This is a genomic window from Halomonas sp. B23F22_20, from assembly GCF_043496985.1.
Lineage (GTDB): Bacteria > Pseudomonadota > Gammaproteobacteria > Pseudomonadales > Halomonadaceae > Halomonas.
Genome location: NZ_JBIEKH010000016.1, coordinates 16171 through 36820 on the forward strand (window position 1 = coordinate 16171; position 20650 = coordinate 36820).

At 66.1% G+C, this 20650-nt stretch carries 19 protein-coding genes; 14 read left to right on the plus strand and 5 right to left on the minus strand.

All coding sequences use genetic code 11. From position 1 onward, the window contains the following. Window positions 1-200 precede the first annotated feature (200 nt). On the minus strand, window positions 201-1352 hold the full coding sequence (cfa, locus tag ACGTN6_RS14045; protein WP_394592536.1) for a cyclopropane fatty acyl phospholipid synthase: 1152 nt from the start codon (window positions 1350-1352) through the stop codon (window positions 201-203). Window positions 1353-1506: 154 nt separating this feature from the next. Here cfa and ACGTN6_RS14050 point away from each other — a divergent pair, with 154 nt between their 5' ends. The 5 genes from ACGTN6_RS14050 to ACGTN6_RS14070 all read left to right on the plus strand — a co-directional run bounded on the left by ACGTN6_RS14050 (window position 1507) and on the right by ACGTN6_RS14070 (window position 6309). After that, window positions 1507-1830: an MTH1187 family thiamine-binding protein gene (locus ACGTN6_RS14050; protein WP_394592539.1), complete on the plus strand. Its 324-nt coding sequence runs from the start codon at window positions 1507-1509 to the stop codon at window positions 1828-1830. Window positions 1831-2052: 222 nt separating this feature from the next. After that, window positions 2053-3153 carry a 4-hydroxyphenylpyruvate dioxygenase gene (gene hppD / locus ACGTN6_RS14055; protein WP_394592542.1) on the plus strand — a complete coding sequence of 367 codons (1101 nt, stop codon included), beginning with the start codon at window positions 2053-2055 and terminating at the stop codon, window positions 3151-3153. A 171-nt stretch (window positions 3154-3324) separates the two neighbouring features. Further along, the gene (locus ACGTN6_RS14060) at window positions 3325-4785 is read left to right on the plus strand and encodes a sodium-dependent transporter (protein WP_394592545.1); all 1461 of its coding nucleotides are present in this window, start codon (window positions 3325-3327) and stop codon (window positions 4783-4785) included. A 183-nt stretch (window positions 4786-4968) separates the two neighbouring features. Next, on the plus strand, window positions 4969-5841 hold the full coding sequence (cobA, locus tag ACGTN6_RS14065) for a uroporphyrinogen-III C-methyltransferase (protein WP_394592547.1): 873 nt from the start codon (window positions 4969-4971) through the stop codon (window positions 5839-5841). A 45-nt stretch (window positions 5842-5886) separates the two neighbouring features. Continuing rightward, complete coding sequence (locus ACGTN6_RS14070) at window positions 5887-6309, plus strand: septal ring lytic transglycosylase RlpA family protein (RefSeq protein WP_394592549.1); 423 nt, start codon at window positions 5887-5889, stop codon at window positions 6307-6309. A 101-nt stretch (window positions 6310-6410) separates the two neighbouring features. On the opposite strand, the gene ACGTN6_RS14075 is transcribed toward ACGTN6_RS14070, so the two are convergent. From ACGTN6_RS14075 to ACGTN6_RS14090, 4 genes are read right to left on the minus strand one after another with little or no spacing between them, the layout of a single operon-like run. Then, complete coding sequence (locus ACGTN6_RS14075) at window positions 6411-7541, minus strand: ABC transporter substrate-binding protein (RefSeq protein ID WP_394592552.1); 1131 nt, start codon at window positions 7539-7541, stop codon at window positions 6411-6413. Further along, window positions 7538-8911 (minus strand): sensor histidine kinase, encoded by a 1374-nt coding sequence (locus ACGTN6_RS14080; RefSeq protein ID WP_394592555.1) that lies wholly within the window; start codon window positions 8909-8911, stop codon window positions 7538-7540. Before ACGTN6_RS14080 ends, ACGTN6_RS14075 begins: the two co-directional genes overlap by 4 nt. After that, a complete protein-coding gene (locus ACGTN6_RS14085) occupies window positions 8908-9570 on the minus strand; it encodes a response regulator transcription factor (RefSeq protein ID WP_394592755.1) in 663 nt (220 codons plus the stop codon). The genes ACGTN6_RS14080 and ACGTN6_RS14085 overlap by 4 nt, the downstream gene beginning before the upstream one ends. Before the next feature lie 2 nt (window positions 9571-9572). Next, window positions 9573-10175: a helix-turn-helix domain-containing protein gene (locus ACGTN6_RS14090; protein WP_394592558.1), complete on the minus strand. Its 603-nt coding sequence runs from the start codon at window positions 10173-10175 to the stop codon at window positions 9573-9575. 201 nt (window positions 10176-10376) lie between these two features. Between ACGTN6_RS14090 and ACGTN6_RS14095 the strand changes: the two genes are divergently transcribed. The 9 genes from ACGTN6_RS14095 (at window position 10377) to ACGTN6_RS14135 (ending at window position 20517) form a co-directional block, all read left to right on the plus strand. Beyond that, window positions 10377-11366: a Bug family tripartite tricarboxylate transporter substrate binding protein gene (locus tag ACGTN6_RS14095; RefSeq protein WP_394592561.1), complete on the plus strand. Its 990-nt coding sequence runs from the start codon at window positions 10377-10379 to the stop codon at window positions 11364-11366. Next, on the plus strand, window positions 11363-11815 hold the full coding sequence (locus ACGTN6_RS14100; RefSeq protein WP_394592563.1) for a tripartite tricarboxylate transporter TctB family protein: 453 nt from the start codon (window positions 11363-11365) through the stop codon (window positions 11813-11815). Before ACGTN6_RS14095 ends, ACGTN6_RS14100 begins: the two co-directional genes overlap by 4 nt. Continuing rightward, a complete protein-coding gene (locus ACGTN6_RS14105) occupies window positions 11815-13341 on the plus strand; it encodes a tripartite tricarboxylate transporter permease (RefSeq protein WP_394592566.1) in 1527 nt (508 codons plus the stop codon). Before ACGTN6_RS14100 ends, ACGTN6_RS14105 begins: the two co-directional genes overlap by 1 nt. Before the next feature lie 315 nt (window positions 13342-13656). Then, on the plus strand, window positions 13657-14976 hold the full coding sequence (gene urtA, locus ACGTN6_RS14110) for an urea ABC transporter substrate-binding protein (protein ID WP_394592568.1): 1320 nt from the start codon (window positions 13657-13659) through the stop codon (window positions 14974-14976). 63 nt (window positions 14977-15039) lie between these two features. After that, a complete protein-coding gene (gene urtB, locus ACGTN6_RS14115) occupies window positions 15040-16644 on the plus strand; it encodes an urea ABC transporter permease subunit UrtB (protein ID WP_394592570.1) in 1605 nt (534 codons plus the stop codon). Window positions 16645-16647: 3 nt separating this feature from the next. Continuing rightward, window positions 16648-17790, plus strand: coding sequence for an urea ABC transporter permease subunit UrtC (gene urtC, locus ACGTN6_RS14120; RefSeq protein ID WP_394592572.1), 1143 nt, complete (start codon window positions 16648-16650; stop codon window positions 17788-17790). After that, entirely contained in the window at window positions 17787-18629 is an 843-nt protein-coding gene (urtD, locus tag ACGTN6_RS14125; protein ID WP_394592574.1) for an urea ABC transporter ATP-binding protein UrtD, read from the plus strand. The genes urtC and urtD overlap by 4 nt, the downstream gene beginning before the upstream one ends. Beyond that, a complete protein-coding gene (gene urtE / locus ACGTN6_RS14130) occupies window positions 18629-19327 on the plus strand; it encodes an urea ABC transporter ATP-binding subunit UrtE (RefSeq protein WP_394592577.1) in 699 nt (232 codons plus the stop codon). The genes urtD and urtE overlap by 1 nt, the downstream gene beginning before the upstream one ends. A 284-nt stretch (window positions 19328-19611) precedes the next feature. Continuing rightward, a complete protein-coding gene (locus ACGTN6_RS14135) occupies window positions 19612-20517 on the plus strand; it encodes an urease accessory protein UreD (RefSeq protein ID WP_394592580.1) in 906 nt (301 codons plus the stop codon). The last annotated feature ends 133 nt before the right edge of the window (window positions 20518-20650 follow it).

The window sequence follows — 20650 nt, forward strand, 5'->3', positions numbered from 1 at the left end:
GCGAGCGCGTAAGGCGCCGGCACAGACCGACAGGCTGGAAATGAGCCGGAACATGCGCCGTGGGCGTTCAGCGCGGGGCGTCGTAGCGTCCCTCGCGCCCCTTCGAGAACACCACCTGCCAGAGCTGGGGATTGCGAGCGCGTAAGGCGCCGGCACAGACCGACAGGCTGGAAATGAGCCGGAACATGCGCCGTGGGCGTTCAGCGCGGGGCGTCGTAGCGTCCCTCGCGCCCCTTCGAGAACACCACCTGCCAGAGCTGGAGGTTGCGAGCGCGGAAGGCGCCGGCACAGACCGACAGGTAATACCGGAACATGCGCCGGGTGCGTTCGTTGTAGCGGTCGGCGATCTCGTGCCAGCGGGCGTCGAAGTTCTCCAGCCAGGCCATCAGGGTGCGGTCGTAGTCGGCCCCGAAGTTCTGCCAATCCTCCATCAGCAGTTGGCTCTCGCTGGTCCTGGCGATGTGCACGGCGGAGGGCAGTACGCCATTGGGGAAGATGTAGCGATTGATCCAGGGGTCGGCACTGATGTTCGAGCTGTTGGAGCCGATGGTGTGCAGCATGAACAGTCCGTCTGCTGGCAGCAGCCGGCTGACCGTCTCGAAATAGGTGTCGTAGTTGCGATGGCCGACGTGCTCGAACATGCCGATGGAAACGATGCGATCGAACTGGCCCTCCAGGTCGCGATAGTCCTCGAGCAGAATCTCGACGGGCAGCCCCTCGCAGCGCTTCCTGGCCAGTTCGGCCTGCTCCCGGGAGATGGTGATGCCGGTCACCTCGACGCCGTGATGGCGGGCAGCATGTTCCGCGAAGCTGCCCCAGCCGCAACCAATGTCGAGGACTCGCATGCCGGGTTCCAGCTTGAGCTTGCGGCAGGCAAGATCAAGCTTGGCGCGCTGGGCCTCGAGCAGGGTATCGGCATCCTTCCAGTAGCCGCACGAATAGCACATGGTGTCGTCAAGCATGCGCTGGAAGAGGTCGTTGCCGAGGTCGTAGTGAGCTTCGCCGACGATGTAGGCGCGAGCTCGGCTTTGCAGGTTGAAGAATCCTGCCTGTAGCCGATACATCAGCCGCTCCGACGTGGATTGTGCATGTGCGCCCAGGCCATGGGTTAGCAGCTGATGTGCCATCTCGTCGATTCGCTCGCAGTCCCACCAGCCGTCCATGTAGGCCTCTCCGAGCCCCAGGGTGCCCTGGTGCAATACCCTGGGAAAGAAGTCGGGGTGATAGACGCGAATGTCCTGGGGAGCATGCCCGTTCAGGCTGACGCTGGAGCCGTCCAGCAGTTTCTCGACGACGCGTCGGGCGCGGGAGTCGGGTAGGGCAATGGGGCCGAGTCGCGGGTCGCTGGTCATGTCTCCTCCTGAGCCTTCAGACACGGGTGGCAGCCGGGACAGTCACGGGCGTGATGCGTTGACTCTTGGTCTCCTATTACAAGGCGTTAGCATAGACCAGACCCAATTGTTCCTGACAATTGCCCCTTTTGACGTTTTATATGAGGACAGCTGAATGAAGGTGATCGTGGATCTCTGTGTGGTGCCGATGGGCGTCGGTGTTTCCGTTTCACCGCATGTTGCCGCTTGCCAGGAGGTGATCGAAGCATCGGGACTGGAATATCGCATGCATGCCTATGGCACCAATATCGAGGGGCCCTGGGACGAGGTCATGGCCGTGGTCAAGCGCTGCCATGAGCGAGTGCACCAGATGGGAGCGCCACGGATCACGTCCACGCTCAAGTTGGGCACGCGTACCGATCGAGAACAGGGCATGGATGACAAGGTCGCCAGCGTAGAGGCCCTGTTGGGCGGCCAGTCATCCCCGAAGGTGTCATGATTTCTTTACGGCGTGTCATGAATGTTTGCCGCCCCGGTGGCGCGAATCATGGGGTCGCCGGAGGTGTAACGAAAGTGTGACGCACGCTTGGCTGACGATGGGGTTCACGGGAGCTGGGGCGCCGGTCCCGGGCATTCCGGCAAGGGCGGGGGGCCACTAGTCTGTGGGCATCCAAGGGCCGAGTGCCCCGACGACAACCACAAAGCTATCCGGAGGTTCTGCATGAACGCCCCCGCCCAGACGAGCCAGCTCGACACCGCCAACCCCATCGGCACCGACGGTTTCGAATTCGTCGAGTACACTGCCCCGACCGCCGAGGGTATCGAAGCCTTGCGTCGGCTGTTCCTGCAGCTGGGCTTCACCGAGACCCGCAAGCACCGTTCCAAGGAAGTGTTCCTGTTCCAACAGGAGCACATCAATTTCGTGCTCAATGCTGAACCGGACAGCCAGGCCGCTGAGTTCGCCCGTGTCCACGGCCCGTCCGCCTGTGCCATGGCCTGGAAAGTGGCTGACGCCCGTCAGGCCTTTGACCATGCCGTTTCTTGCGGTGCCAAGCCGGTGGAGATCCCGGTAGGCGAGGGCGAGGTCGGCATTCCGGCCGTCGAGGGCATCGGCGGCTCGCTGCTGTACTTCGTCGATCACAAGCTCGACGGTGACGGCCGAACCATCTACGACATCGACTTCGAGCCGATCGAAGGCCGCACGCCCCGCGACCACAGCGTCGGCCTTCAGGTGCTCGATCACCTGACCCATAACGTCGATCGCGGCCAGATGGACGTCTGGGCTGACTTCTACACCCGGGTGGCCAACTTCCGCGAGATCCGCTATTTCGACATCGCCGGCAAGAAGACTGGGTTGCACTCTCGCGCCATGACCGCACCCTGCGGCAAGATGCACATCCCGATCAACGAATCCGCCGACGACAGCTCGCAGATCGCCGAATTCCTGCGTGAATACAACGGCGAGGGCATCCAGCACCTGGCCATGGCCACCGACGATATCTACGCCACGGTGCGGGCGCTGAAGGCCAATGGGGTTCAGTTCCTGACTACCCCGGACACCTACTACGAGAAGGTCGACCAGCGGGTGCCCAACCACGAGGAGAACCTCGAGGACCTGCGTGAATTGAACCTGCTGGTGGACGGCGCGCCGGAGCAGGGCGTGCTGCTGCAGATCTTCACCGAGACGGTGATCGGTCCGATCTTCTTCGAGATCATCCAGCGCAAGGGCAATGACGGCTTCGGCGAGGGCAATTTCAAGGCGCTGTTCGAGTCCATCGAGGAAGACCAGATTCGTCGCGGCGTGCTCAAGGCCGACGACTGATCCGTACCATCGGAGCGGCCTCTGCGGCCGAATCCGACGGGCAGGGCGTCGACAGTTAGAACAATCCTCCGACTCCCTGCCCATTCACGACAAAATCCGTCACAATGGACGGCTTGTGCTGGCCCATGCTGCGTGGCGGCGACAACAACAGTTCCGTGATCCTGGTGTGACATGACAAACGACGCACAACCTCGTACCCAGTGGCTGGGCCGCTGGGGCTTCGTCCTGGCGGCGACCGGCTCCGCGGTCGGCCTGGGCAATGTCTGGAAGTTTCCCTACATGACCGGCGAATACGGCGGCGGCGCCTTCGTGCTGGTCTATCTGGCCTGCATTCTGGCGATCGGCGTGCCGGTGATGATGACCGAGATCGCCTTCGGCCGTCGTGGCCGCGGCAGTCCCATCGATGCCATTCGCCGCGTCACCGCCGAGTCCGGCGGCCGCTCGCTGTGGTCGCTGCTGGGCTGGATGGCCATGGCCTGCGGCTTCATGATCCTGTGCTTCTACGTGGTGGTGGCCGGCTGGTCGTTTTCCTACCTGTGGAAGATGCTCAGCGGAGGCCTGGCCGGCACCAGCGTCGACGATATGGCGGCGATCTTCGGCGCCAACAATGAGAGCCCCTTCAACCTGGGCTTCTGGAGCACCCTGGTGACGATCGCCACCATGGTGATCGTCGGCAAGGGCGTTCAGGCCGGCATCGAGAAGAGCGTGAGCTGGATGATGCCGGGCATGGTCATCATGCTGCTGATCATGATCGTCTACGGCGCCTTCTCCGGCGGTTTCGGCGATGCCCTGCATTTCCTGTTCGCCTTCAACGCCGGTAGCCTGTCCAGCGAGGGCATGCTGGCGGCCATGGGGCATGCCTTCTTCACTCTGTCGCTGGCCTCCGGGGCGATCCTGACCTATGGCAGCTATCTGCCGCGCAATGCCTCCATCGGTCGCACCACCCTGACGGTGGCGGTGGCCGACACCCTGGTCGCCCTGATGGCAGGCCTGGCCATCTTCCCGGTGATCTTCGCTAACGGCATGGAGCCGGGCAGCGGTCCGGGGCTGATCTTCATGAGCCTGCCGCTGGCCTTCCAGGCCATGCCGCTGGGCACTCTGTTCGGCATCCTGTTCTTCGTGATGCTGTCGATGGCTGCGCTGACCTCCTCGATTTCCATGGTCGAGGCCACGGTGTCCTGGCTCACCGACAACAAGGGCATCTCGCGCCGCGCTGCGGCCTGGGGCACCGGTATTGTGCTGTGGATCATCAGCACCCTGGCCATGCTGTCCTTCAACGTCGGCGCCGAGTGGACCCTCGCCGGCAAGCACTTCTTCGGCTGGCTGGACTACCTGACCTCCCGCTGGATGATGCCGCTGGGCGGCCTGGGCATGGTGCTGCTGGCCGGCTTCGTGCTCAAGAGCGAGACGCTGCGCGAGGAACTCGGATTGTCCCCGGCCATGCACGCCCTGTGGCTGTTCATGGTGCGCTATGTCAGCCCGCTGGGCATCGTGGTCATATTCGTCGACGCCCTCGGCATCGCCACCCTGAAGTTCGGCGAGCAGTGGCCCTGGCTGGTGCTGGCGCTGGCCGTGTTCGCCGTGATCGGTGAACTCGCCAGTCCCCGGTTGAAGCGTGTGCTGAGCGCCTGAGTCTCGCCGCTATACGTTCCGCGCGGCCCCCGCCAATGGCGGGGGCCGCATCGTTTGTGGATTTCTCTGTCGGCTCGGGTGCTGGATCGGTTATATGCTTGCGCCCAGTGAAGAGTGGCATTCGTTCGATGAATTAATTACTTTATTGCATATAAAGCTCTTTTGACTTCGAGATATTGGAATATGTGTGCCGCCTCTTCCCCCGTTTCGCAGGCCCTCCGGCTGCCTCCCGAGTCGTCCTCGCTGGCACCTGGCCGAGTCAGCCTGGTCGGAGCCGGCCCCGGGGATCCCGAACTCTTGACCATCAAGGCCCTGCGGCGTCTGCAGGCGGCTGATGTCATCCTCCACGATCGGCTGGTCAGCGAGGAGATTCTGGCCCTGGCCGGCGCTGACGTGCAGTGTCTGTATGTCGGCAAGGCACGCTCCGACCACAGCGTGCCCCAGGAGGGTATCAACCAGGCGCTGGTGGAGTGGGCGCGGGCTGGGAAGCGTGTCGTCCGATTGAAGGGCGGGGATCCCTTCATCTTCGGGCGTGGAGGCGAGGAGCTGGAGACCCTGGTGGCGGCCGGCGTCGACGTGGAAGTGGTGCCGGGCATCACCGCCGCCTCGGGGTGTGCCGCCTATTCCGGCATTCCCTTGACTCATCGCGACCATGCCCAGTCGGTGCGTTTCATCACCGGGCACCTGCGTAACGGTACCTGCGAGCTGGACTGGCCGGCGCTGGCGAGCCCAGGGCAGACACTGGTGTTCTACATGGGACTCGGCAGCCTCGAGATCATCAGTGAACGATTGCGCGCCTATGGTTTGCCGGATGAGACCCCCCTGGCGCTGATCGAGCAGGGCACCACGTCGCGTCAGCGCGTTCATGTCGGCAGTCTGATGCATTTGCCGTCTGCGGTTGAGTTAGGTAACATTCGACCGCCGACACTCGTCATCGTCGGCACGGTGGTGACGTTGCATGACGCATTGGCCTGGTTCGACAGCGAGCGAGCCGGAAGCCTGGGTTGGCTGCAGGGAAAGCACCCGACACCGTCTGACGCGTCTCGAGGCGTCTGATCGCGAGGAGGTCGATCGGCGTACAAGTCGATGTGAGGTTGACGCATGGGGTATTCCGGCAAGGCGAGCCTGGCTCGCCCCAGAGGATGGCGTTTGTTGTTGTTGACAGGTCTAGCGGTGTGGGCGCTGGGCGCCGCTGGAACGAGTCTGGCCCACCCTAGCGCTGGGCAGGCTTCGACGATACAGAAGGGGGTTGCTTCCTACTATAGCGACCGCTTCCAAGGCCGCACTACGGCCAGCGGTGAACCCTTCGATCAGCGCGAGCTGACCGCCGCCCACCGCAGCCTGCCGTTTGGCACCAAGGTGCTGGTCACTCGTCGCGACAATGGTCGACAGGTCGAGGTGATGATCAACGATCGCGGGCCTTTCGTGAGCGGTCGTGTGATCGATCTCTCCAAGAGCGCCGCCCGTGCGCTCGGCATGCTGCATCGCGGCACCGTACCCGTACAGCTGAGTCTCGCTCGCTGAGCGACTCAGGGAAGCCGGCCAGGCCCGCACCCGCGAGCCTGGCCGGCTCGTTCGCGTTTCCCCGCCTTTTTGTCTCCCTCTGCCTTGTTGCCTGGGCGGTGCTATTGCCTGGTGTCTGCTTGGCGTTGGGCGCCATCCTGGCTCGCGTCGCGCGCAAGCGGTGCCTGATGCCGTGTGAATTCTCGCTGCCAGCGTGTCAGTAGAGCTTGGCGTTTCAGGTCATCAAGGGTGGCCAGCAGGCCGGGGCCCAGCGTGACCGGGCGCAGGGCGTCGCCGTGGCTGGAGCGCAGGGCCCAGGCCGTGCCGGGGCCGGTGAGGGCCGGGTGCACGGCACCCAGGGAGGTCTCGTTGGCGATGACTTGCTGGCCCGCCTTGCCGATCAGGAAATCCATGAAGCGGCGCGCCTCGTCGGGATGCGGCGCCTGGCGAGGCATCAGTGCCAGGCGCTGGGTGACCAGCGTGTAGTCGTCGGGGACGACGATTTCCAGGCCCGGATGCCGCTCGACCACCTCGCGGGCATAGCTCCCGAGCAGGTTGTAGCCCAGCCAGAAGCGTCCGTCGATCAGACCCTCGAGCATTTCCCCGGTGGTGGCCGCCAGGGCGGTCTCCGTCGCTCCGAAGGCGGCGATCAGGTCCCAGTAGCGCGGCGACAGCCGAGATTCCTCGATGGCATAGCCATAGCCGGCCCCGCTCACGTTTGGATCGTAGGTCACCACGCGGCCGTGAAGGGCATCCGGCTGGCGCTGCAGCAGCGCCAGCAGGTCGGCGTGGCTAGCAGGGCGACCGAAGCGCTCGATGAGCTCACGACGCACCACCATGACGATGGGCTCGAAGGTGAAGGCGAACAGCTCCTGCCGCCAGCGAGCCCAAGCGGGCCATGCCCTGGCCTCCGGCGTGTTCAACGGCTGGGCATGGCCATCGTTGGCCAGCCGGTACTGCCAGGGCATGGCCGAGGACATCAATACGTCGACTTCGTCCGGTGCCTCGAGGAAGCGTCGATACAGGGGAAGGGTGTCGAGATTGCGGTAGGTCAGGTCGATGGTCGGGTGGCGGGCGTGGAAGGCGGCGAGAATCGGTCGCGCATAGGTCGGATCCAGGGCCGCGTGGATCACCAGGTGGCCCGGCGCCTCGTCGTCCACCGTCCGAGCCGGGTAGTGGAGGCGTTCGTCGGCCGAGGCCAGGCAAGCGCTGCTCAGCCCCAGCAGCACAAGGTACAGCAGTCGCTGGATCATGATGCCTCTCCCGAAAATTGCAGGCTGACCTTGAGCCCTCGTTTTCCCGTGCCGGCGTCGAGCCGGAGTCGGGCGCCATGGGTGCGCGCGATGCCATCGACGATGGCAAGGCCGAGCCCCGAGCCCTCAGGGTCGTCGCTGCCGCGATGAAAGGGGCGCAGCATCAGCAAGCGCTGGGCCGGCGGGATGCCCGGGCCATCGTCCTCGACCTCGAGCACGGGCGGGGTGGCGGCGACTCGCACGGTGATATGCTTGGCACCGTAGCGCCGGGCGTTGTCGATGAGATTGCCGAGCGCTTCTTCGAGCTGCCAGTCGAGCCCCGGCACCGTCACGGACGCCTCGGGGGCTTCCACGCCCAGGTCGATGCCGTCGCGGTGGCAGCTGGCCCAGTGGGTGCGCACCGCGTTGCGGGCCAGGGCTCCGAGATCGAGCGGCAGCAAGTCGGGTTGGTATTCGGGGTTGTCGAGCCGGGTCAGCGAGAGCAGTTGAACGGCCAGATGCGACGTGCGGGCGCTGGTCGCCTGCATCGCCTCCAGGGCCTCGCGCCAGCGCCGCGGATCGTCCTGCCGCAGTGCCAGTTCGGCCCGGGCCGAGAGGCCGGCGAGCGGCGTACGCAGTTGGTGGGAGGCATCGCCGATGAAGCGTTCCTGGTTGGCCTTCACCCGGCGCATCCTGGCCAGCAGCTCGTTGAGTGTCTGACGCAGCTCGGCGAGTTCCCGCGGCAGCGGCAGTTCCAGCGGTGCCAGGGTGCGCGGGTCCCGAGCGCGGATGGCGCGACGCAGACGCGTCAGCGGCCTCAGCGCTCCGCGAATCGCCAATACCACCACGACGACCGCAAGCCCTGCCATGCCCAGGATATACACCAGGTTGCCTTGCAACAGCTCGCCGGTGAGTCGCTCCCGTCCTTCCCGGGTATGGGCCACGCGGACTTCGAACCCCTCGCGCTGGCGCCAGTCCTCGAGGCGCGAGTGCCGAATGCCCTGGCGCAGTTCGAGGCCGTGCCAGATCAGGTCGCGATAGCGCAGGGAAGGGGCTTCGGCGTCGGTCTCGTGGGGCGGGCCCGGCAGGTCGGCGTTGCCGGTGACGAAGCGTCCCCGGGCATCGTAGAGGGCATAGAAAACACGCTCCTCGGCGTCGGTGGCAAGCATCTCCAGGGCGGCCGGCGGCAGGTCGAGCCATAGCCTGTCGTCCTGCCACTGAACCTGCTCGGCGATGGCCAGGGTGGCGGCCTCGAGCAGGCGGTCGAAGGCGCGATCGGCGGTGTGCCGAGCCTCCATCCATGCCTGAACCACCATCAGCCCGCCCAGCCCCATCAGCGGCAGCAACAGCCAGGTCAGCAGGCGGCGGTAAAGGCTGGTGGGTCGCCTCACATGGCCTCCAGCAGATAGCCCAGACCACGCACGGTGCGCAGGGCGACATCGCTGCTTGCCAGACGCTTGCGCAGGCGATGGACGTAGACCTCGATCGCATTGTCGCCCATGGGTTCTCCCTGGAAGGCCTCCTCGGCAAGCCGCGCCTTGTCCACCGGTTCGCCCGCGTGGCGCATCAGGCACGCCAGCAGGCGCTGTTCTCGCGGCGGCAGGGCCAGAGGTTCGTTCTCCAGGCTGAAGCGCTGGGCCGGTGCATCGAACACCAGCGAGCCGACCTTGAGGGGCTGGCCTCGTTCGCGCCGCCGCAGCAGGGCGCGCACGCGGGCCTCGAGCTCGTCGAGGGCGAAGGGCTTGGCCAGGTAATCGTCCGCGCCCAGGTCGAGTCCGCGTACCCGGTCCTCTACCGCGCCGCGGGCGGTAAGGATCAGCACCGGCGTATCGGCATCGTGATGTCGCAGGGTCTCGAGCACTTCCAGGCCGCTGCAGCCGGGTAGGTTGAGGTCCAGCAGTACCAGGGCGATGCCATGATCGGCCCGGTCCAGGCGGGTTCTAGCTGCCAGGCCGTCGGCCAGGTGCTCGACCTCGTGACGCTCCAGCGCCAGGGTGTCCACCAGCGTTTCCGCCAGCAGGCGGTCGTCCTCCACCAGCAGCAGCGTCATGGTCATGGCTCCTCGGTTCTCGGGTCGTCGTCGAGGGCTGCCCTGGCCGTCTCCAGGGCGCGTCGCGCCATGTCGGTGGACAGGCGTCCGGCGGGGCCGGACAGCGACAGCCACAGCGGCAGCTCCTCGGGTCCGGTGGGCAGCGCCACGCAGGCCATGCTGCCCCCCGGCAGGAGGGGGCGGGGATCGTCGTCGCGTTCGACCGGCCAGCGGCTGCCTGGGCGCAGATCATGACGCAGGCTGGCCTCTGGCAGGGCGGCCAGCCGGCATTCCGCCTCGCCTGAGTGGGTCGTCAGCAGGGCGGCGGTTTCGCCGGTCTCGGCGGCGAGGCGGTCCAGCCATGGCTGCACGCGCGCCGCCAGATGCCGTGAGGGGCCGTGGCGGCGCGCCAGGCGTGCCGGGCTGCCGCCTAGACGCCAGCGGCCGTCCTCGCCTCTCTGCACGTAGTCGAAGCGAGCCAACGAGCCGAGGAGGCGCAGCAGGGTGCTCTTGTAGAAGCCGGTGGCCTCGGCCAGCTCGGCCAGGGCGAAGGCGTCGCGTGGAGAATCGAAGACCTCGAGCACGGTCAATGCGCGCTCCACGGCCTCGACGCGGTCCTGGGCCATCTATCCTTACCTCATCGTCATGATGTCAGTCGAACTGCAACTTTGGTCGCAATTCGGCCCTCGAGCATTGACCCCCGGGGAGGGGATGCCTAACTTTCCGCTCAAGGGAACGTTGTTCTGCCTTACAGAATTGTAAGCCAGCCGTCAGCTCCCGACAAGTCCATACCGAATCACCAACGAACGCCAGAGGGGACAACAACAATGTCCATGAGAACGCCGCTCCGACTCATCGCCGTCGCCACCTTCACCGTCAGCGCCGGTTCCGCCATGGCCTTCGAGCCCGAGGGCAAGGTGGAGTGTCTGGCACCCGCCGATCCGGGCGGTGGCTGGGACTTCACCTGCCGCAGCGTCGGCAAGGTGATGGAGGACCTGGAGATCGTTCCGCGCAGTGTCCAGACCATCAACATGGCCGGTGCCGGCGGCGGCGTGGCCTATGCCCATACCGTCAGCAAGCGGGCCGGCGACGAGCAACTCCTGGTGGCCGCCTCCACCGCCACCACCACCCGCTTGGCCCAGGGTCAGTTCCCGGGCATGAACGCCGACATGGTCAACTGGATCGGCGCCTTGGGGGCCGACTACGGGGTCATCGCCGTGGCCGACGATGCCGAGTACGACGACCTGCCCGAGCTGATGGAGGCGTTGAAGGAAGACCCGCGCAGCGTCAAGTTCGCCGGCGGCAGCGCCAAGGGGGGCTGGGATCACCTCAAGGTGCTGATCGCCGCCCAGGCCGCCGGCGTCGAGAACCTGCCGCGCATCCCCTACCTGTCGTACAACAACGGCGGCGAGGCCATGACCCAGGTGGTCGGCGGCCACGTGGATGCCTTCACCGGCGACATCACCGAGGCGCAGGGCTTCATGGAATCCGGCGACCTGCGGGTCCTCGCCGTCCTCTCGGAGGAGCGCCTGCCGGGTGAGTTCAGTGACATCCCCACCGCCCGGGAGCAGGGCATCGACGCCATCGGCCCCAACTGGCGCGGTTTCTACATGCCGGCCGATATCTCTGACGAGGCCAAGCAGTATTGGGTCGACGCCATGGATACCATCTACGAGAGCGAGGAGTGGAAGAACGTCATGCGTCAGAACGGCCTGATGCCCTTCCACATGAGTGCCGGTGAATTCGAGCAGTTCGTCACCGACCAGATCGTCGACATCCAGCAACTTTCCCAAGATATCGGGTTGATCCAGCAATGACCTTCAACGACCGCATCTTCGGGATACTGATGATCGTCCTGGCCGTCGCGTACGGCTGGGGCACCACTCAGTTCCCCGAGCCGTTCGGCGGGACCGAAGCCGTCGGTCCCGAGACCTTTCCACGTCTGCTGGCCGTGGTGCTGGCACTCTCCAGTCTCTATATGGTGGTACGGCCGGATCCGGATAACGCCTGGCCCTGGAGCCGCACCGGCATCGAGCTGATCGTCGCGGTGGTAGTGCTGATCCTCTATGCCGCACTGCTGCAGCCGCTGGGCTTCATCATCAGCACCACCCTTGCGGTGGGCACCCTGTGCTGGCGCATGGGTGCCGCGCCGGTGCGAGCCTTCGTCACCGGTGCGGCGTCGGGTGTGGTGGTGTTCCTGCTGTTCAACTTCGCCCTCGACTTGGCGCTGCCGCTGGGCCTGCTCTCGTTCCTGGAGGTGAGCTGATGGAAACCCTTGGCTTCCTGATCGACGGCTTCGGCGTGGCCCTCGCCCCGCACAATCTGATGTTCGCGCTGCTCGGGGCCTTCCTCGGGACCCTGATCGGCGCTCTGCCGGGACTGGGGCCGGCCAACGGCGTGGCGATCCTGATCCCGCTGGCCTTTACCCTGGGGCTCGCCCCCGAGACCGCGATGATCATGCTCACCTCGGTCTATGCCGGCGCCATGTACGGCGGGCGCATCTCGTCGATCCTGCTCAACATCCCCGGCGACGAACCGGCGATGATGACCTGCCTCGACGGCTACCCCATGGCTCAGCAGGGCAAGGCCTCCGAGGCCCTGGCGATCTCCGCCGTGGCGTCGTTCATCGGCAGCCTGGTCGCCACCATCGGCTTGATCCTGCTGGCGCCGCTGCTCGCCGACTTCGCGCTGACCTTCGGCCCGGCCGAGTATTTCGCGCTCTTCCTGCTGGCCTTCGCCACCCTGGGCGGCATCACCGGCAAGAACCCCATGAAGACGGTGGTGGCCGCCGCCATCGGGTTGATGATCGCCACTGTGGGCATCGACTCCACCGGCGTGCAGCGCTACACCTTCGGCACCCTGGAGCTCTACGAGGGCGTGGACTTCATCATCGCCATCGTCGGATTGTTCGCCATCTCCGAGCTGCTGTTCTTCATCGAGGACAAGGCCGGGGGCGGCAAGGAGAAGATGGCCGTCAACAAGCTCACGCTCACCTGGAAGGACATCCGCAACATCCTGCCGTCGAGTTTCCGCGGTGGCGTGCTGGGCTTCATCGCGGGGGTACTCCCGGGGGCAGGCGCTTCCTTGGGCAGCTTTATCGGCTATACCCTCGAGAAGAAGATGGTCGGCAAGAAGGGCTTCTTCGGCCAGGGCGACCCGCGCGGCGTGGCCGGCCCCGAGGCCGGCAACAACGGCGCCTCCTCCGGTGCCCTGGTGCCAATGCTGACGCTCGGCGTGCCGGGCAGTGGCACCACCGCGGTGCTGCTGGCGCTGCTGATCTCGCTGAATATCACCCCCGGACCGCTGATGTTCACCCAGAATGCCGACATCGTCTGGGGCGTGATCGCTGCGCTGCTGATCGGCAACTTCCTGCTGCTGATACTCAACATCCCGCTGGTGGGTATCTTCGTCAAGCTGCTCTCGGTGCCGCCGATGTTCCTGCTGCCGGTGGTGACCATGATCGCCTTCGTGGGCATCTACTCGATCTCGAACACCACCTTCGATCTCTACTTCATGGTGGCCTTCGGCGTGGCCGGCTATATCTTCCGCAAGTTGGAGATCCCGCTGGTGCCGATCATCCTCGGCCTGCTGCTCGGGCCCGAGATGGAGAAGAACCTGCGCCATGCCATGGATATCGCCGACGGCGACTGGACCATCCTGTGGGATAGCGGCCTGGCCATCGGCCTGTGGCTGTTCGCCGGCCTGGGGCTGATCCTGCCCTATATCGTTGGCCCGCTGCTGCGCCGGCGCATGCAGGTCCAGACCGGCACGGGCGGCCCCGAAGGCGACTGATAGCGCACTCGATAACCGCCATGCGACGGGGCGTCGGCCGATGGGCCGACGCCCCGTTTCGTTTGGGGGCTATGCGGTTGGCTTGAAGCACTCATCTAGTGCAAAGCCGGTGCGACACTTGCACCAGAAGGGCACTATCGGCAGAAGGTAGCGCTTTGTTGGAGTTGTTAAGTTACTGAAAATTAATGGTTGTCCCGATTGATCCAGAAAGTGGCGTAGCTCTTGCAGCGTTGGGGTAGGACATGGTGCACCGTGGCGTGCCATCGCCCTTCATAACAACGTCAATACAACGACTGGATCGACAAGGAGATCATCATGAGTTCCCATTCGCCCGCCGTTCCCAAGCGTCTGTTCGCCGCCACCCTGATGAGTCTTGCCGTCTCGGCACCCGCTATGGCTCAGGAAGATCCCATCAAGGTCGGCATCCTGCACTCGCTCTCCGGCACCATGGCCATCAGCGAGTCGACCCTCAAGGACACCATGCTGATGCTGATCGAGCAGCAGAACGAGCAGGGCGGCCTGCTGGGCCGCGAGCTCGAGCCGGTGGTGGTCGACCCGGCCTCCGACTGGCCTCTGTTCGCCGAGAAGGCGCGCCAGCTGCTGGCCCAGGACGAGGTGGACGTGATCTTCGGCAACTGGACCTCGGTGTCGCGCAAGTCGGTGCTGCCGGTGGTCGAGGAGCTCGACGGCCTGCTGTTCTATCCGGTCCAGTACGAGGGCGAGGAGTCCTCGGAGAACGTCTTCTACACCGGCGCGGCGCCCAATCAGCAGGCGATCCCGGCGGTCGACTACCTGATGAACCAGGTCGGCGTGGAGCGCTGGGTGCTGGCCGGCACCGACTACGTTTATCCGCGCACTACCAACAAGATCCTCGAGGCTTATCTCAAGGACCATGGCGTGGCCGACGACGACATCATGGTCAACTACACTCCCTTCGGTCATTACGACTGGCAGAATATCGTCTCCGACATCAAGGACTTCGGCAGCCAGGGCAAGAAGACCGCGGTGGTCTCGACCATCAACGGCGACGCCAACGTGCCGTTCTACCGCGAGCTCGGCAATCAGGGCATCGACGCCGCGGACATCCCGGTGGTGGCCTTCTCGGTGGGCGAGCAGGAGCTCTCCGGCATCGACACCGCGCCGCTGGTCGGCCACCTGGCGGCCTGGAACTACTTCATGAGCGTCGATACCGATGCCAACTACGACTTCATCGATGACTGGATCGACTACACCGGCGACGAGATGGCGGTCACCAACGACCCGATGGAGGCCCACTACATCGGCTTCAACATGTGGAGCGAGGCCGTGCGCAAGGCCGGCACCACCGAGGTCGATGCGGTCAAGGACGCCATCATCGGCGTGTCCGTGCCCAACCTGACCGGCGGCTACGCCACCATGATGCCCAACCATCACATCACCAAGCCGGTGCTGATCGGCGAGATCCAGGACAACGGCCAGTTCTCCATCGTCTGGGAGACCCCGTCCACCGTGGCCGGCGATGCCTGGTCCGACTACCTGCCGGGCTCGCGCGACCTGATCAGCGACTGGCGCGCGCCGATGCGCTGCGGCAACTACAACGTCGTCGAAGGACGCTGCGGCGGCGGCGCCGACGCCGAGGTGGCCTCGGCCGAATAAGCCATTCCCCGGGTTGCGGCCCGGGGCCTTCCGTTATTTTTCTCCCACTGACAGGACATGGTCATGAGGACGATTCGCTCCCTCGTGCAGGGGCTGCTGTGCCTGATCGTCGTCTCGCTCGCCGCGCCGGCCGCCCTGGCCGCGCCCGACGACGACGGCCGGGCGTTGCTCGAGGCCCTCGACACCGATACCTACGCCGCCAAGGGTGAGGCCGTGACGGCCATCGCCGAGAGCGGCCATCCCCGGAGCCGCGCCTGGCTCGAGGCGCTGCTCGACGGCAAGCTGCAGCGCCAGGAAGACAGCGGCCGCTTCGTGGTGGTGATCGCCAATCGCGGCCGCCACTGGCCGGTGCGTGATGCGCTGAGCGACGAGGATCTCGGCGAGATGTCGCGCCGCGAGCTGGATCGTATCGGCATCAACAATGCGCTGCGTGGCCAGCTGCAGAACACCCTGGCGCTGCTCGACCTGCGGGACCCAGCGGTCTCGGCGCGTCGCGAGGCGGCCCGGGACCTGCTCGGAGAGGTGAGCCCATCGATGGTCGAGCCGCTGACCGCCCTGGTGGAGGGCGAATCCGACGACGAGGTGCGCCGGCTGCTGACCCAGGCCATCGCCATCCAGCGCCTGGAGCGGGGCGACGTCGAGGCGGTGGAGGCGCTGTCCGGCAGCCTCAATACCTCCGTGCGCTCGGCGCTCAGCGCCGCCGCCCGCAGCGACGACGCGGTCCTGGCCGAGGCCGCCAGCGAGGCCCTGGCCGGCATCGAGCAGAAGCAGAAGCTCAATGACGGCATCCAGACGCTGTATTTCGGCCTGTCGCTCGGCTCGGTGCTGGTGCTGGCGGCGATCGGCCTGGCCATCACCTTCGGCGTGATGGGCGTGATCAACATGGCCCACGGCGAGCTGATCATGCTCGGCGCCTACACCACCTGGGGCATGCAGCAGCTGCTTCCGGGCCAGCCGGGACTGGCGCTGCTGCTGTCGATTCCCGCGGGCTTCCTGGTCGCGGCGCTGGCCGGCATCGTCATCGAGCGCAGCGTCATCCAGTTCCTCAAGGGGCGCCCGCTGGAGACCCTGCTGGCCACCTTCGGCGTGAGCCTGATCCTCCAGCAGCTGGTGCGCACCCTGATCTCGCCACTCAACCGCACGGTGGTCTCGCCGGAGTGGATGAGTGGCTCGCTGATGATCAACGAGGGCCTGTTGCTGACCCTCAACCGCCTCTTCGTGCTGGGCTTCGCGCTGCTGGTGTTCGCCGGGCTGATGCTGGTGATGCGCCGCACCCGGCTGGGCCTTGAGGTGCGTGCCGTGACCCAGAACCGTGCCATGGCGCGCTCGATGGGTATCCGCGCGACCCGGGTCGACATCCTGACTTTCGCGCTGGGCTCCGGTGTGGCCGGCCTGGCCGGTGTGGCGCTGTCGCAGCTCACCAACGTGGGCCCCAACCTCGGCCAGAGCTACATCATCGATTCCTTCATGGTGGTGGTGTTCGGCGGCGTGGGGAACCTGTGGGGCACCCTGGTGGCCGGGCTGTCGCTGGGCGTCATCAACCAGGTGCTCGAGCCCTGGGTCGGCGCCGTGCTGGCCAAGATCCTGGTGCTCGTGTTCATCATCCTGTTCATTCAGAAGCGCCCCCGCGGACTCTTTCCGCAGAAGGGCCGTGCGGCGGAGGGCTGATCCATGCTGGCTTCGAGATCCTGGCTGTCGCGGCCGTTCCGCGAGCGCTCGACGCAGATATTCCTCGGCGTGCTGCTCGCCGCCCTGGCGGTGGTCACGCTGCTCAACCTGATCGTGCCGGCGGGGCATCCGCTGCACGTCTCTACTTATACCGTTACCTTGCTCGGCAAGTACCTGAGCTTTGCGCTGCTGGCGGTGGCGCTGGACCTGGTGTGGGGCTATCTCGGCATCCTGAGTCTCGGCCACGGTGCCTTCTTCGCCCTGGGCGGCTACGCCATGGGGATGTACCTGATGCGCCAGATCGGGGATCGCGGGGTGTACGGGGATCCGGTGCTGCCGGACTTCATGGTGTTCCTCGACTGGGACCGCCTGCCCTGGTACTGGCACGGCTTCGACATGGCCTGGTTCGCCTTTGTGATGGTGCTGCTGGCGCCGGGGCTGCTGGCGCTGGTGTTCGGCTTCCTGGCGTTCCGCTCGCGTGTCACCGGGGTCTATCTGTCGATCATCACCCAGGCGCTGACCTTCGCGCTGATGCTGGCCTTCTTCCGCAACGAGATGGGCTTCGGCGGCAACAACGGTCTGACCGACTTCAAGGAGCTGCTCGGCTTCGACCTGCGCAGCGACGCCACGCGGCTGGGGCTGTTCCTGGCCTCCGGGCTGGCGCTGGCGCTGGGCTACGTGCTGTGCCGGGCCATCGTCGCCAGCAAGCTGGGGCGGGTTAGCGTGGCCTGCCGCGACGCCGAGGCGCGCACCCGTTTCCTCGGCTACCGCGTCGAGCGCGTGCAGCTGTTCGTGTTCGTGATCTCGGCGATGCTCGCCGGCGTGGCCGGCGCGCTCTACGTGCCCCAGGTCGGCATCATCAACCCCGGCGAGTTCTCGCCCATCTTCTCCATCGAGGTGGTGCTGTGGGTGGCGCTCGGCGGCCGCGGCACCCTCTACGGCGCGGTGATCGGGGCGCTGGTGGTCAACTACGCCAAGACGGTGTTCACCGGCGTGATGCCGGAGGCCTGGCTGTTCGCCCTCGGCGGGCTCTTCGTGGTGGTCACGGTTCTGCTGCCGAAGGGCGTGGCCGGCCTGCTGGCGTCGCTGCGCCGCCGTCGTGATGACGGCGCCTCCGAGACACCCGCGCAGGGAGCGAGCTCATGAACCTGTTCAAGGAGATGGCCAGCCGCGATCGCGTCTTCGACTTCATGGCGCCGGCACGCTCGCCGGTGGACGTGCGCCACGGCCCCATCCTGTATCTGGAGGACGTCAGCGTCAGCTTCGACGGCTTCCGCGCCATCAATGACCTGAACCTGACCATCGACGACGGCGAGCTGCGCTGCATCATCGGCCCCAACGGCGCCGGCAAGACCACCATGATGGACATCATCACCGGCAAGACCCGGCCCGATCACGGCTCGGTGTGGTTCGGCAGCCGCCACAATCTGCTGACCATGAAAGAGCCCGAGATCGCGAGCCTCGGCATCGGTCGCAAGTTCCAGAAGCCGACCACCTTCGAGGCCCTGACGGTGTTCGAGAATCTCGAGTTGGCGATGGCCGCCGACAAGCGCATCTGGCCGACGCTGAGCGCCAGGCTGTCCGGCGAGGCGCGGGACCGCATCGACGAGGTGCTGGTCACCATCGGCCTGGCCGGGCATCGCGACCGGCCCGCCGGCATCCTGTCCCATGGGCAGAAACAGTGGCTGGAAATCGGCATGCTGCTGATGCAGCGGCCGCGGCTGCTACTGGTCGACGAGCCGGTGGCGGGGATGACCGAACAGGAAATGGAGCGCACCGCCGAGCTGCTCACCGGCCTGGCAGGAAAGCAGTCGGTGGTGGTGGTCGAACACGACATGGGCTTCGTGCGCTCGATCGCGCGCACCGTGACGGTGCTGCACCAGGGCAGCGTGCTGGCTGAGGGCAGCATGGATCAGGTGTCGAGCGATCCGAAGGTGGTCGAGGTCTATCTGGGCACCGAGTCGGACAACACGGAGGACGCCTGATGCTGAGTATTCGCGCACTCGATCAGTACTACGGCGAGAGCCATACCCTGTGGGGCGTCGACCTCGAGGTGCCGGCCGGGCAGTGCACCTGCGTGATGGGCCGCAACGGGGTGGGCAAGACCACCCTGATGAAGGCGGTGATGGGCGAGGTCGCGGTGGCCTCAGGCAGCCTGCGCTACGCCGACGACGTGCAGCTGACGAATAAACGCATAGAGGACCGCTCGCGGCTGGGCATCGGCTACGTGCCCCAGGGACGCCAGATCTTCCCGCTGCTGACCGTGGAGGAGAATCTCCGCACCGGTCTGGCGGCCCGCGGCGACGGCGCGAAGCGCATTCCCGAGCGCATCTATGAGCTGTTCCCGGTGCTCGCCGAGATGCGCCATCGGCGCGGCGGCGACCTCTCCGGCGGCCAGCAGCAGCAGCTGGCCATCGGCCGCGCCCTGGTGCTCGAGCCAAAGCTCTTGATCCTCGACGAGCCGGGGGAGGGCATCCAGCCCAACATCGTCGCCCAGATCGGCGAGGTGATCCGGCGGCTGATCCGCGAGGACGGCCTGACCGTGCTGCTGGTCGAGCAGAAGCTGCCTTTCGCCCGCCAGTATGCCGATCGTTTTGCGATCATGGATCGTGGCAGGCCGGTGGCCGAGGGGGCGATCGACGAGCTCGACGACGAGCTGATCAAGACCCACCTGACCGTCTGACGCTGACCGTCGGATTCTGCTCACCCGCCCCACGCCCGTCGCGAGGTCCGCTCGCGACGGGCGTCTTGCGTCATGCTGGTGCGAAAGAGACATTCGGCGACCGATAGGAGTGCATGACGAGGCCCTGAATGTGCCTTCCTGGTGCAGCGCCGCCTTGGGATACGCGATTGTGTACAAGATAAAATATTGTTTATTAATGACTATTTCGTAATTTCACCAACCTGGTACGTGGCTTGCTGAAGTTAGGGCAATGGACAACAGCCACCGGACCACAGGACCCGTCGATGACCGCCATTTCGCGAGCCCTCCCGTTGCCCGCCGAGTCGGGCCATCGCTTCGACGGCGAGCGTCGCTGGGCGGCATCGCTGTCGCTGGCCTTCGATGTCCGTGCGGATGGTCATACCCGGATGCTCAGGGCCCGTCATCAGGGGCCGCTGCGGGTGCAGCGGCCTTTCTACCCGGAAGCCCCCGACGCGGCGGGCCGGCCCGGTGCCTGCCATGTCTATCTGCTGCATCCGCCCGGTGGTCTGGTCAGCGGTGACGAGCTCGCCATCGCGGTCCGGCTCGAGCCCGGCGCCCAGGCGCTGCTCACCACGCCGGCGGCCAACAAGCTCTATCGTGCCGACAGCCAGGGCGTGCGCTGGTATCAGCACACACGGCTCGGCGTGGCCGAGGATGCGCTGCTGGAATGGCTGCCCCAGGAGACCATCGCCTTCGATGGCTCGAAGGGCAGCCAGGTCACCGACATCGAGCTGGCCGCCGGCGCGTGCTGCCTGGGCTGGGAGGTGCTGGCGCTGGGACGGCCGGCAAGCGAATTGCCCTATGTGTCGGGGGCCATCGAGCAGCGCTTTCGCCTGACCCGTGAGGGGCGCCCGCTGTGGTGCGAACGCCAGGTGCTGGACCCGACCCATCGCCGCTTCCGTGGCGCCTGGGGGCAGGGCGGCGCCGGCGTTCAGGCGACGCTGTGGGCGGTGGGGCTCGACGACGAGACGGACGCGATCGCCGAGCTGCGCGAGGCGCTGCCGGCGAGCCGGGAATGGGCGGTGACGGTGCGCCAGGGCGTGCTGTTGCTGCGCTACCTGGGCGGTGAGCGCAACGTCGCCTGGTCGCTGTGCCAGCGGGCCTGGGAGGTGCTGCGCCCCCGGCTGGCCGGGCGGCCGGCCTGTGTGCCGCGGATATGGCTGACCTGACGAGGAGCTGGAAGCTCGAAGCGGGAAGCTTGAAGTCTCCGGCTTCCAGGCATTGGGGGACTTCCGGCTTCACGCTTCCAGGCGCGAAGCGCCGCTCTTCCAGCCCGGTTGCGACTGGCTGGGCATCGAATTA